At 60.6% G+C, this 12,097-nt stretch carries 10 protein-coding genes; 9 read left to right on the forward strand and 1 reads right to left on the reverse strand.

The window, feature by feature from the left end:
- Positions 1 to 32: 32 nt before the first annotated feature.
- The 8 genes from PspS49_RS19435 to PspS49_RS19470 all read left to right on the forward strand — a co-directional run bounded on the left by PspS49_RS19435 (position 33) and on the right by PspS49_RS19470 (position 8,194).
- Positions 33 to 1,898, forward strand: coding sequence for an extracellular solute-binding protein (locus tag PspS49_RS19435; RefSeq protein WP_160041081.1), 1,866 nt, complete (start codon positions 33 to 35; stop codon positions 1,896 to 1,898).
- Between the two features lies 1 nt (position 1,899).
- Positions 1,900 to 2,964, forward strand: coding sequence for a microcin C ABC transporter permease YejB (yejB, locus tag PspS49_RS19440; protein WP_160041083.1), 1,065 nt, complete (start codon positions 1,900 to 1,902; stop codon positions 2,962 to 2,964).
- A complete protein-coding gene (locus PspS49_RS19445; RefSeq protein WP_077573741.1) occupies positions 2,964 to 3,986 on the forward strand; it encodes an ABC transporter permease in 1,023 nt (340 codons plus the stop codon). Before yejB ends, PspS49_RS19445 begins: the two co-directional genes overlap by 1 nt.
- Before the next feature lies 1 nt (position 3,987).
- Positions 3,988 to 5,622, forward strand: coding sequence for an ABC transporter ATP-binding protein (locus tag PspS49_RS19450; RefSeq protein WP_160041085.1), 1,635 nt, complete (start codon positions 3,988 to 3,990; stop codon positions 5,620 to 5,622).
- A 167-nt stretch (positions 5,623 to 5,789) separates the two neighbouring features.
- Entirely contained in the window at positions 5,790 to 6,311 is a 522-nt protein-coding gene (locus PspS49_RS19455; RefSeq protein ID WP_160041087.1) for a DUF3455 domain-containing protein, read from the forward strand.
- A 165-nt stretch (positions 6,312 to 6,476) separates the two neighbouring features.
- Positions 6,477 to 7,010, forward strand: coding sequence for a sigma-70 family RNA polymerase sigma factor (locus tag PspS49_RS19460; RefSeq protein ID WP_160041089.1), 534 nt, complete (start codon positions 6,477 to 6,479; stop codon positions 7,008 to 7,010).
- The gene (locus PspS49_RS19465) at positions 7,007 to 7,699 is read left to right on the forward strand and encodes an anti-sigma factor (RefSeq protein ID WP_160041091.1); all 693 of its coding nucleotides are present in this window, start codon (positions 7,007 to 7,009) and stop codon (positions 7,697 to 7,699) included. The genes PspS49_RS19460 and PspS49_RS19465 overlap by 4 nt, the downstream gene beginning before the upstream one ends.
- Before the next feature lie 132 nt (positions 7,700 to 7,831).
- On the forward strand, positions 7,832 to 8,194 hold the full coding sequence (locus PspS49_RS19470; RefSeq protein ID WP_160041093.1) for a hypothetical protein: 363 nt from the start codon (positions 7,832 to 7,834) through the stop codon (positions 8,192 to 8,194).
- A 70-nt stretch (positions 8,195 to 8,264) separates the two neighbouring features.
- Here PspS49_RS19470 and PspS49_RS19475 read toward each other — a convergent pair whose 3' ends face one another.
- Entirely contained in the window at positions 8,265 to 9,356 is a 1,092-nt protein-coding gene (locus tag PspS49_RS19475; protein ID WP_127929052.1) for a DUF1615 domain-containing protein, read from the reverse strand.
- A gap of 253 nt (positions 9,357 to 9,609) precedes the next feature.
- Between PspS49_RS19475 and PspS49_RS19480 the strand changes: the two genes are divergently transcribed.
- Positions 9,610 to 11,814 carry a TonB-dependent siderophore receptor gene (locus tag PspS49_RS19480; protein WP_160041095.1) on the forward strand — a complete coding sequence of 735 codons (2,205 nt, stop codon included), beginning with the start codon at positions 9,610 to 9,612 and terminating at the stop codon, positions 11,812 to 11,814.
- The last annotated feature ends 283 nt before the right edge of the window (positions 11,815 to 12,097 follow it).

The raw sequence follows: 12,097 nt of genomic DNA on the forward strand, positions 1-12,097 counted from the left end.
GTGGACTTTCAGGGATTTTCAGGAGTGACTTCATGAGTTTTTTGCGCAATATGGCTGGCCTGCTGCTCGGCAGTGCGCTGCTGTGCACCGGCACCTCGGCGCTGGCCGCTGGCAGTTATGCGCTGACGGTGTACGGCGAGGCGCCGAAGTATCCGGCGAACTTCCAGCACTTTGATTTCGTCGACCCGAAGGCGCCCAAGGGTGGTTCACTCAGTCGCGCGTCGATGGAGATCGGCCAGTACAACTACATCAGTCCGTATGCCGATCAGGGCATTTCCGTGGTGCAGGTCAATGACTGGGTGTATTCGCCACTGGCGTTCCGTTCACTCGACGAGCCGTACACCGTTTACGCACTGGTCGCGCAACAGATCGAGCGCGACCCCGAAGGCTTGTGGGTGCGTTTCACCCTCAATCCAAAAGCACGTTTCGCCGACGGCACGCCGATCACCGCCGAAGACGTGCGCTACACCTTCAACCTGCTGATGACCAAGGGCAGTCTGAGTTATCGCCAGCAATACGCCGATGTGCAGGACGTGCTGATCGAAGGCCCGCGGCAGGTGCGCTTCACCTTCAAGAACAATCTCAACCGCACCTTGGCGCTGGACCTGGCGACGATGCGCATCGTCCCCGAGCATTGGTGGAAAACCCGCGACTTCGCCAATGGCGGCGGTTTCGAGCCACCGCTGGGCAGCGGTCCGTACCGGGTGAGCAAGGTCGACGCCGGGCGCAGCATCAGTTTTCAACGCGATCCGGACTGGTGGGGCAAAGACCTGCCGGTCAGTCGCGGCATGTACAACTTCGACACACTCACGGTGAACTTCTACGGCGACACCGACGTCGCCCGGCAACTGCTGCAGGCCGGCGCATTCGACTACAACCGCGAGTTCTCCTCGTCCGGTTACGTGGTCGGCTACGACAGCCCGGCACTGCGTGACGGTCGCTTGCAGCAGTCGATCCTCGCCCCGGACAAACCCACTGCCGCTCAGGGCTTCGTGTTCAACCTGCAAAACCCGTTCTTCAAGGATCGCCGCGTGCGTCAGGCGATCAGCCTGCTGTGGGATTTCGAGTGGACCAACAAACAGATGATGCGCGGCTTCTACGTGCGCCAGAACAGCTTCTGGCCGAAGAGCGAAATGGCCGCCACCGCCCTGCCCGACGCTGAAGAATTGAAGATCCTCGAACCGCTGCGCGGGCAGGTTCCCGACGAGGTTTTCACCACGGTGTATGAGGCACCGAAAACCGATGGCAGTGGCTACATCCGCGACAAACAACTGCAAGCGCTGAAGCTGCTCGCCGAAGCTGGCTGGACGCCGCAACACAATCGTCTGGTCAACGCTGCGGGCGAGCCGCTGGAGTTCACCTTTCTCGACGGTCAGGGCGGCTTCGACCGCATGTTGCTGCCGTTCAAACGCACCCTCGCGCAGATCGGCATCACGCTCAATCTGCGCCGGATCGATTCGGCGCAATACATCAACCGCCTCAACGCCCGCGACTACGACATGATCGTCGTCGCTTTCCCGCGCAGCGGCGATCCGATCGTCTCTCCCGGCCGCGAGTTGTACAGCCTGTACGCCTCGCAAAGCGCCACGCAAGTCGGCAGTTCCAACTCGATGGTGCTGGCCAACCCGGCGGTCGATCAACTGATCGACGGACTGGTCCAGGCCAACAGCCGCGAAGCCATGGTGCATTACGCCCGCGCCCTCGACCGGGTGCTGCAATGGGGTTACTACATGATTCCCAACTACTACTCCAAAGGCACGCCGACGGTGTATCAGAACCGCTTCGGCATGCCGCCCGTGCAACCGGCGTACGACGAAGGCCTCAACACCTGGTGGGAGGTATCGGCCAAGGCGTTGACCACCCAGCAGATGCACAGCCAGCTCGCGGGGAGCCAGTGACATGCTGCGTTATCTGAGTCGACGTTTGCTGCTGATCATCCCGACGCTGTTGTGCATTCTGGTGGTGAATTTTCTCATCGTGCAGGCCGCGCCGGGTGGGCCGGTGGAGCAAGCCATCGCTCGTTTGCAAGGTTTCGGCGGTCACAGCATGGGCGGCGGTGGCGAGGTTGCTGCGGTTGGCGGCGCGGGTCGCAGCAGCCGTGGCCTCGACCCGGCGCTGATCGAGGAGATCAAACACCACTACGGCTTCGACAAACCGCTGCACGAACGCCTGTGGCTGATGCTGAAAAACTACGCGCAGCTGGATCTGGGCAGCAGTTTCTTTCGCGGCGCCAAGGTCACCGATCTGATTGTGCAGAAGTTGCCGGTATCGCTGTCGCTGGGCTTGTGGGCGACGTTGATCACCTACCTGATTTCCATTCCGCTGGGCATTCGCAAAGCGATCAGGAACGGCAGCGCCTTCGATGTCTGGAGCAGCACGGCGATCATCATCGGCTACGCGATGCCGGCGTTCCTGTTCGCGATTCTGTTGATCGTGGTGTTTGCCGGTGGCAGCTACGTCAACTGGTTTCCGGTGCAGGGGCTGGTGTCGGATAACTTCGACAGCCTGAGCACGCTGGGCAAGGTCGGCGACTACCTCTGGCACCTGGTGTTGCCGGTGACGGCGCTGGTGATTGGCGGCTTTGCCACGCTAACGATCCTGACCAAGAACAGCTTTCTCAACGAGATCAGCCGCCAGTACGTGATCACCGCGCGGGCCAAGGGTCTGACCGAGAGGCGCGTGCTCTACGGCCACGTGTTTCGCAACGCCATGTTGTTGGTGGTGGCCGGTGTGCCGTCGGCACTGATCGAGGTGTTTTTCGCCGGTTCCCTGCTGATCGAAACCATCTTCAACCTCGACGGCCTCGGGCGCATGAGTTACGAGGCAGCAGTGTCGCGGGATTACCCGGTGGTGTTCGGTGCGTTGTTCCTGTTCACCCTGTTCGGCCTGTTGATCAAGCTGATCGGCGACCTTTGCTACACCCTGCTCGACCCGCGCATCGACTTCTCGGCGAGGACTGCCTGATGTTCACTCTTTCTCCCCTTGGTCAACGTCGCGTTGCGCAGTTCAAGGCCAATCGGCGCGGGCGCTGGTCGCTGTGGCTGTTTATCGGTCTGTGCCTGATTTGTCTGGGCGGTGAGTTGATCGCCAACGACAAGCCGTTGGTGATCCGTTACCACGACGCCTTTTACTTCCCGATCCTCAGCGATTACCTGGAAACCGATTTCGGTGGCGAGCTGCCGTTTCAGCCGGATTACGCCAGCAGCTATGTTCACAAGCTGATTGAGGATCAGGGCGGCTGGATGTTGTTTCCGCCGATCCCGTTCAGCTATGACACGGTCAATTACGACCTCAGTGAACCGGCGCCGAGTCCGCCGTCATCGAGCAATTGGCTGGGCACCGACGATCAGGCGCGCGACGTGTTGGCGCGGGTGATTTTCGGCACGCGGATTTCGATTCTGTTTGCGCTGATCCTCACGGGTATCAGTGCGTTGATCGGCATCGTTGCCGGGGCGTTGCAGGGTTATTACGGCGGTTGGGTCGACTTGCTCGGGCAACGGGTGCTGGAGATCTGGTCGGGGTTGCCGGTGCTGTACCTGCTGATCATTTTGTCCGGGTTTGTCTCGCCGAGTTTCTGGTGGCTGCTGGGGATCATGGCGCTGTTTTCCTGGCTGGCGCTGGTCGATGTGGTGCGCGCCGAGTTTCTGCGTGGACGCAATCTGGAATACGTCAAAGCCGCGCGAGCGCTGGGCCTTACCGACAACGAGCTGATGTGCCGGCACATCCTGCCCAACGCGATGACCTCCACCCTCACCTACCTGCCGTTCATTCTGACTGGCGCGATTGCGACGCTGACTGCGCTGGATTTTCTTGGCTTCGGCATGCCGGCCGGTACTGCATCGCTGGGCGAATTGATCGGTCAGGCCAAGCGCAATCTGCAAGCGCCGTGGCTGGGGCTGACGGCGTTTTTTGCCCTGGCGCTGATTTTGTCTTTGCTGGTTTTCATCGGTGAGGCTTGCCGTGATGCATTTGATCCCCGGAGCTGACATGAACGACAACCTGATTGAAATTCGCGATCTGCGCGTCGCATTCGCCGGGCAGGAAGTGGTGCACGGATTGAACCTGGATATTCGCCGTGGCGAATGCCTGGCACTGGTCGGAGAGTCCGGCTCGGGCAAGTCGGTGACCGCGCATTCGATTCTGCGTTTGTTGCCGGGCAAGAACGTCAGCAGCAGCGGCGCGATCCGCTATAACGGCGTGGATTTATTGCACGCCAGCGAGCAGCAGATGCGCGGCTTGCGCGGCAACCGCATTGCGATGATTTTTCAGGAACCGATGACTTCGCTCAATCCGTTGCACACGGTGGAAAAGCAGGTGAGCGAAGTGCTGGAGATTCACAAAGGTTTGAAGGGGCGCGCGGCACGTGAGCGGACGTTGGAGCTGCTGGAGCTGGTGGGCATCCGCCAGCCGTTGCAGCGCTTGAAAGCCTATCCGCATCAGCTTTCGGGCGGGCAGCGGCAACGGGTGATGATTGCCATGGCGCTGGCCAACGAGCCGGAACTGTTGATCGCCGATGAGCCGACCACGGCGCTGGATGTCACGGTGCAGCAGAAGATTCTTGAGCTGCTGATCGAGTTGCAGCAACGCCTTGGCATGTCGCTGTTGCTGATCAGCCATGACCTCAATCTGGTGCGGCGCATTGCGCAAAGGGTGTGCGTGATGCGCCATGGCGAGATCGTCGAGCAGGCCGATTGCGAAACGCTGTTTGGTGCGCCGCAGCATCCTTACAGTCGCTTGTTGATAGAGGCGGAACCCAGCGGCGCGCCGGTGCCCAGTGAGTACGAGCACAACTTGCTTGAAGTCGATGATTTGAAGGTGTGGTTTCCACTGCCCAAGGCGTTGTTCAGTCGCCAGCAGGATTACATCAAAGCGGTGGACGGCGTGAGTTTCACCCTGCAACGGGGCAAGACCTTGGGCATTGTTGGCGAGTCGGGTTCAGGCAAGTCGACGCTGGGTCAGGCGATCCTGCGACTGGTCGAATCCGAGGGCAATATCCGCTTCGGCAACAAGCAACTGAGCCTGCTCAATCAGCGCTTGATGCGACCGTTGCGCCGGCAGATTCAGGTGGTGTTCCAGGACCCGTTCGGCAGCCTCAGCCCACGGATGTCGGTGCAGCAGATCATTGCCGAGGGGTTGCTGACCCATGGCATCGGCACTGAAGCCGAGCGTGAGGCGGCGGTGATTCGCGTATTGGAGGAAGTCGGCCTCGACCCGCAGAGCCGGCATCGTTATCCCCACGAATTTTCCGGTGGGCAGCGCCAGCGTATTTCCATCGCCCGCGCACTGGTGCTGGAACCGGCGCTGATTCTGCTCGATGAGCCGACCTCGGCGCTGGATCGCACGGTGCAGAAGCAGGTCGTCGAGTTGTTGCGGCAATTGCAGGTCAGGCATGGGCTGACGTATCTGTTTATCAGCCATGATCTGGCGGTGGTGCATGCGTTGGCGCATGACTTGATGGTGATCAAGGATGGCAAGGTGGTTGAGCAGGGTTCGTCGCGCGAGATTTTCGCCGCGCCGCAACATCCCTACACCCAGGAACTCCTGAACGCCTCCGGCCTCAAGCCCGATAAAAATCCCTGTGGGAGCGAGCCTGCTCGCGAATACGGTGTGTCAGTCACATAAGTGCTGGCTGACCCGACGCCTTCGCGAGCAGGCTCGCTCCCACAGGGGTTATCGTCGGGTTTGAAATTTATTTTTCAGGCACTGCATCCAAACGCCTCCACCACGGGTAGTCCTTGTAACAGCCCTCTTCGGCTGTCAGCGGTCTACCCTTTTCGGAGATAACACTGATGAACATCACCCAGCTGATTGGCCTCACCGGTTTGCTCGCCCTGTCCTCGACAACCTTCGCCCAAACCAGTTATCCCGACGCGATCAAAGTCCCGGACGGCCACAAGATTGCGATGGAAACCACCGGCGTCGGCGAGATCACCTACGAATGCCGTGACAAAGCCAATACCCCCGGACAGACCGAGTGGACGTTTGTCGGCCCGAAAGCGGTGCTCAATGATCGCAGTGGCAAGCAGGTTGGCACCTACTTTGGCCCGCCCGCCACCTGGCAAGCCAAGGACGGTTCGAAAGTCACCGGCACGCAATTGGCCGTGGCGCCATCAAGCCCGGGCAACCTGCCCTATCAACTGGTCAAGGCCAATCCCGCAGAAGGCAAAGGCGCGATGAGTGGCGTGAGTTACATCCAGCGTGTCGCACTCAAGGGCGGCGTGGCGCCGGGCAGCGAATGCACAGCGGCGAACAAGGGCAAGCAGGAAGTGGTGAAATATCAGGCCGACTACATTTTCTGGGCGGCGAACTGATCTCCGGACTTACCGAGATCCAAGGTGGGAGCGAGCCTGCTCGCGAAGGCGGTGGGTCAGAGAAGGATGTATCGGCTGACACGCCGCCTTCGCGAGCAGGCTCGCTCCCACAGGGTGGAACTGGATTGTGTGGATGTTTGCGGAATGTAAGCTAGATTGCACGACATGCCTTTAGCCGAATCCACATTCGATTACGAAGCCCGCCTCGCAGCCTGTGCCCGAGGCGAGCGCGCGGCCCTGCGCGATTTGTATGTGCAGGAAGGCTCGCGTCTGCTCGGCGTGGCCAAACGGCTGGTGCGCGATACGGCGCTGGCGGAGGACATCGTTCATGAGGCGTTCATCAAGATCTGGAACGGCGCGGCGGGTTTCGACCCGGCGCGCGGTTCGGCGCGTGGCTGGATGTTCAGTGTGACCCGGCATCTGGCGCTGAATCTGCTGCGAGATCAGGGTCGTGAAACGTCGCTCGAGGTTGAGCACGAAACAGTCGGGGATGCAGACGACTTCGAGGCCCATGCGCATTCGGCACGCATTCATCGTTGCCTCGAACAACTCGAGCCACAACGCCGCCACTGCATCCTGCATGCCTATGTCGACGGCTACAGCCACGCGCAGATTGCCACGCGTTTAGACACGCCGCTGGGCACGGTCAAAGCGTGGATCAAACGCAGCCTCAACGCATTGCGGGAGTGCATGGGATGACCAGCGAATCAGCGCAAGACCGCGATGAATTGGCCAGCGAATATGTGCTCGGTACGCTTTCTTTTGAACAACGGATCGAGGTGCAACGACGCTTGCCGAATGATCCTGAATTGCGTGCAGCGGTGGATGCCTGGGAACGGCGTCTGCTGGAGCTGACCGAGCTGGCGCCCGTGCAACAACCCTCGGCGCTGTTGTGGCCACGGATCGAACGCAGCCTTGAACGATTCGCGCCAAAAACGTCATCGACCTCATGGTGGAATCTGCTGCCACTCTGGCGCGGGTTGAGTGCGGCCGGACTGGCCGCCACATTGATTTTGGGCTCGGTCCTGCTGACTCAGACCACGCCGAAACCGAGTTATCTAGTGGTATTGGTCGCGCCGCAAGACAAAGCCCCGGGCTGGGTGATTCAGGCGAGCAATTCGCACGAGATTCAGCTGATTCCGCTCGGTGTGGTCGAAGTGCCAGCCGACAAGGCACTGGAATTCTGGACCAAGGCTGACGGCTGGCAAGGGCCGGTGTCGCTGGGGCTGGTCAAGCCAGGCGAAGCTTTATCGGTGCCGCTGGACAAGCTGCCGCCGCTGCAACCCAATCAGCTGTTCGAGCTGACACTTGAGGGCGCCAATGGCTCGCCGATCGGCAAACCGACCGGGCCGATTCAGGCGATCGGGCGCGCGGTGAAGGTGCTGTAAGGCTCTGCTCTGCGGCTCCTGGCTACCATCATCGGCATCGATGTTCACCATCACGGCAATGAAGTTCTCATAAAAAATCCCGGGCGTAACATCTGCTCCATACCAACCAACAACACCCCGGAGCACACAATCATGAAACGCCAGACTCTTCTCGGTATCGCTTTCTCGGTCTTCGCTATCAACGCTTTCGCCGCTACCCCGGCCCACACCCTGATCGCCGAAGGCGGCTCGGACAAACTGATCGAAAGCCGTGTGGCTGAAGGCGGGTCGGATCGTCTGATCGAACGTCGCGTTGCCGAAGGTGGTTCGGATCGTCTGATCGAACGTCGCGTTGCCGAAGGTGGTTCGGATCGTCTGATCGAACGTCGCGTTGCTGAAGGTGGTTCGGATCGTCTGATCGAACGTCGCGTTGCCGAAGGTGGTTCGGATCGTCTGATCGAACGTCGCGTTGCCGAAGGTGGTTCGGATCGTCTGATCGAACGTCGCGTTGCCTGATGATTGGCTGTAAGCGCAACACCCCAGAAAAACCCGGCTGCCCTGGCCGGGTTTTTTATGTCTGTGTGTTTTATCTCGCCTTGGCCATGCAGCGCTTGTAGCGCTCGTCCACGCGCTTGGCGAACCAGGCTGTGGTGAGTTTTCGGGTGATCTTCGGGCTCTGCAGCACGATCCCCGGCAACACCGCACGCGGCAGTTTTTTCCCCTCCGCTTGCTCCGCCAGTTCAAACACCCGCTGATAGAGTCTGGTCTCTTCGAATTCCACGGTTTTGCCCTTCTCCAGCTGATCGCGAATGGTCGGGTTGCGCATGCCCAATGACTTGCCGAGGGTGCGCACCGCCAGTTCCGTGCCGCCGGGCATGATCGAGTCGTAGCGGATCAGGTCGCCATCGAGTGCCAGCGGAATACCGGAGGCGCGGCTCACCGCGTTTTGAAATGCCGCGTTGCGACTGGCGTACCAGCCGGCATTGAAATCAGCAAATCGGTACAGCGGCTCGCGATAACTCACCGGATAACCGAGCAAATGCGCGATGCCGAAATACATGCCACCACGGCGGCTGAACACTTCGCGGCGAATCGTACCGTCTACCGGGTATGGATAGTCTTTGGCGTGCTGTTCGGCAAATTCAATGCTGACCTGCATCGGCCCGCCCGTGTGCACCGGGTTGAAGCCGCCGAACAGTGTGCGGCCCATCGGCACACGACCGATAAAGTCGTCGAAGATCGCGCTGAGTTCTTTTTCACTGCGCGCCGCATTCAGGCGTTCGCTGTAGGTCTTGCCGTTGGTTGAACGCACTTGCAGAGCGCCGCTGACCAACAGGCTGGGAATATGCACTTTGGCGGCGCGGCGATCGATTTCGTCGCGGGCGATTTTGCCCAGGCCGGGTACCGTGGGGTCAGCCTGGAAGGTGGATTCCTGCTCGGCAACGGCCAGCACCGAGCAGAGGTTTTGCGTGGTCGGGCTGATGTTCTGCGCGGCGAATGCTGCATAGATATCGGTGGCCCAGCCTTGGCGATCTGCAGTCTTGGCCGGCATCAGCCGCACGATCTCGGCCTTCACCTCAGCGGGCGCACGGGGCACCGGTTCCTGGCCGCGCTGCCCCGCGCAACCGGCGAGCACCAGCAGTGCGGCGAGCGAGATCGGTAATCGAAAGTTGTGCATGAAACTTCATCCAGTCCGTTGTGCCGGGTTCACCATACGTTCAATGGTGTGGCGCAGGCTAGGACTGCGGTGTTCTGGCCCTGTTCCCCTGTATCGCCAATTACCCCGAAATAGAGCTATCGACGACTGATGACAAACTGATTGCAAAACGTTACTGAGAAAATCTATCATTTGTGCCTGGAGTCGCATTTGCGCAAGGAGTTCCCGCGCCGCCCTTATTTTTCTCACCGGCCGTGCGCCTCCAGGTATCTACATGCCCGCTCCAGCTCGACTCGCCGTCCCGTTTCGCCCGACGCTTCTCGCCCTGCTGTGCTCCCTGACTGTCACCGCTCACGCCGCCGAAGGCGATAACAAGGCGCTGGTGCTGGACGACGTCAACGTCAATGCCCAGGCCCCGACGCCCAACGCCCTGCTCCCGGTTTACGCGGGTGGCCAAGTAGCCCGCGGTGGGCAACTCGGCGTGCTCGGCAATCAGGACATGATGGACGTGCCGTTCAGCGCCGCCTCCTACACTGAGCAATTGATTCAGGATCAGCAGGCCGAAAACGTCGCCGACGTGCTGCTCAACGATTCGTCGGTGCGTCAGGCCTCGGGTTTCTCCAACCAGGCGCAAGTCTTCATGATCCGTGGCCTGCCGCTGAACGGCGATGACATTTCCTATAACGGCCTGTACGGCGTGCTGCCACGGCAGATCATTTCCACCGACGCCCTGGAGCGCGTGGAGGTGTTCAAAGGCCCCAATGCCTTTATCAACGGCGTGACCCCGACCGGTTCCGGCATCGGCGGTGGCGTCAACCTGCAACCGAAACGCGCCGGCGACGTGCCGCTGCGGCGTTACACCACCGATATCAACAGCGAAGGCCGTATCGGTCATCACTTCGACATCGGCCAGCGTTTCGGTGAAGACAACCGCTTTGGCGCCCGGATCAACCTGTCCCAGCGTGAAGGCGACACCGGTATCGATCACGAGAATCAACGCTCGAAACTGTTTGCCATCGGCCTCGACTATCGCGGTGACGCCCTGCGCATCTCCGGCGACTTCGCCTACCAGAAAGAGCGCGTCAACGGTGGCCGCAGCTCGGTCAACCTCGGCACCGCCACGCACATCCCGGATGCGCCGTCAGCCGACACCAACTACGCGCCGAAGTGGGGCTACACCGACATCGAAGACACCTTCGGCATGCTTCGCGCCGAGTACGACCTGAACGACAACTGGACCGCCTACGCGGCCGGCGGCGCCAAGCACACCCGCGAAGTCGGGCGCTACAACTCGACCACTTTGGTTGGCAACAGCGGCGCGTCGTTCACCACGGGTTCGTTCGTCCCCCACGATGAAGACAACACCAGCGTCATGGCTGGCCTCAACGGCAAATTCAATACCGGCGCGATCAGTCACAAGGTCAATTTCGGGTTGACCGGTATCTGGGCCGAACAGCGCAGTGCCTATGACTTCGACCTGACCCAATACGCCAACAACATCTACCACCCGGTGCAGACGCCGTCGCCGGTGGGCAACTTTGCCGGTGGCGACTTGAATGATCCGGGGATCGTCGGCAAGACCTTCAACCGCAGCATCGCGATTTCCGACACCCTCGGTTTCTTCGATGATCGCCTGCTGGTCACCGCCGGCCTGCGCCGTCAGCAACTGGTGGTCCAAGGTTACAGCTACGCCAGTTATGGCAGCGGCCCGCGCTCCTCGAGCTACGACGAGTCGATCACTACGCCGGTGTACGGCGTGGTGTTCAAGCCATGGGAACATGTGTCGTTCTACGCCAACCACATCGAAGGCCTGGCCCAGGGTCCGACCTCGCCGACCAGCTCCGGTGGTTTCCGTGTGACCAACGGCAACGAGGTTTACGCACCGGCCCGCTCCAAGCAAACCGAGGCCGGGGTGAAAGTCGACATGGGCACTTACGGCGCGAGCCTGGGTGTCTATCGCATCGAACAGCCAAGCGATGGTTACTGCGAAATCGACAGCGCCACCACCTGCACCTACGTACGTGAAGGCGAACAGATCAACAAAGGCGTGGAAATGAACGTGTTCGGCGAGCCGATCCAGGGCCTGCGCCTGATCAGCGGCCTGACCCTGATGGACACCGAGCTGAAGAACACCCTCAACGGCGCGAACGACGGCAATCGTGCGATCGGCGTGCCGACCTTCCAGTTCAACGCTGGTGCGGATTGGGACGTGCCGGGCCTGCAAGGCGTAGCGCTGAATGCGCGGATGCTGCGCACCGGCGGTCAATACGCTGACGCGGCGAACAACCTCAGCCTGCCGACCTGGAACCGCTTCGATGCCGGTGCGCGTTATGCGTTCAAGGTGTCGGAGAAGGACGTGACCGTGCGTCTGGGCGTGGAGAATCTGGCGAACAAGAAGTACTGGGAATCGGCTCAGGGTGGGTATCTGACTCAGGGTGAGCCGCGGGTTGCCAAGTTGTCCGGCACCATTGATTTTTAAAGCTGAAAAGCCCCTCACCCTAGCCCTCTCCCAGAGGGAGAGGGGACTGACCGTGGTGTTCTTGCAAGTTACACCGACCTGAAATATCGAGTCGAACTCAGGTCTTAAAAAACACACAAATCGGCTCCCTCTCCCTCTCCCTCTCCCTCGGGAGAGGGCTGGGGTGAGGGGCCCGGATCTACGCCACGCAAAAGCCCCCCAGCCGAACACCCGAAAAAGGCCCCACAGCCTCACCGCTGCGGGGCCTTTTCCGTCTGGCCGATCAACTGGCCACCCTCTCCTT

Source organism: Pseudomonas sp. S49, from assembly GCF_009866785.1.
Lineage (GTDB): Bacteria > Pseudomonadota > Gammaproteobacteria > Pseudomonadales > Pseudomonadaceae > Aquipseudomonas.

What these genes read in the sequence shown, in the direction of transcription:
- PspS49_RS19435 (WP_160041081.1), top strand. Translation starts at nt 33, where the DNA reads ATGAGTTTTTTGCGCAATATGGCTGGCCTGCTGCTCGGCAGTGCGCTG.
- yejB (WP_160041083.1), top strand. Translation starts at nt 1,900, where the DNA reads ATGCTGCGTTATCTGAGTCGACGTTTGCTGCTGATCATCCCGACGCTG.
- PspS49_RS19445 (WP_077573741.1), top strand. Translation starts at nt 2,964, where the DNA reads ATGTTCACTCTTTCTCCCCTTGGTCAACGTCGCGTTGCGCAGTTCAAG.
- PspS49_RS19450 (WP_160041085.1), top strand. Translation starts at nt 3,988, where the DNA reads ATGAACGACAACCTGATTGAAATTCGCGATCTGCGCGTCGCATTCGCC.
- PspS49_RS19455 (WP_160041087.1), top strand. Translation starts at nt 5,790, where the DNA reads ATGAACATCACCCAGCTGATTGGCCTCACCGGTTTGCTCGCCCTGTCC.
- PspS49_RS19460 (WP_160041089.1), top strand. Translation starts at nt 6,477, where the DNA reads ATGCCTTTAGCCGAATCCACATTCGATTACGAAGCCCGCCTCGCAGCC.
- PspS49_RS19465 (WP_160041091.1), top strand. Translation starts at nt 7,007, where the DNA reads ATGACCAGCGAATCAGCGCAAGACCGCGATGAATTGGCCAGCGAATAT.
- PspS49_RS19470 (WP_160041093.1), top strand. Translation starts at nt 7,832, where the DNA reads ATGAAACGCCAGACTCTTCTCGGTATCGCTTTCTCGGTCTTCGCTATC.
- PspS49_RS19475 (WP_127929052.1), bottom strand. Translation starts at nt 9,356, where the DNA reads ATGCACAACTTTCGATTACCGATCTCGCTCGCCGCACTGCTGGTGCTC.
- PspS49_RS19480 (WP_160041095.1), top strand. Translation starts at nt 9,610, where the DNA reads ATGCCCGCTCCAGCTCGACTCGCCGTCCCGTTTCGCCCGACGCTTCTC.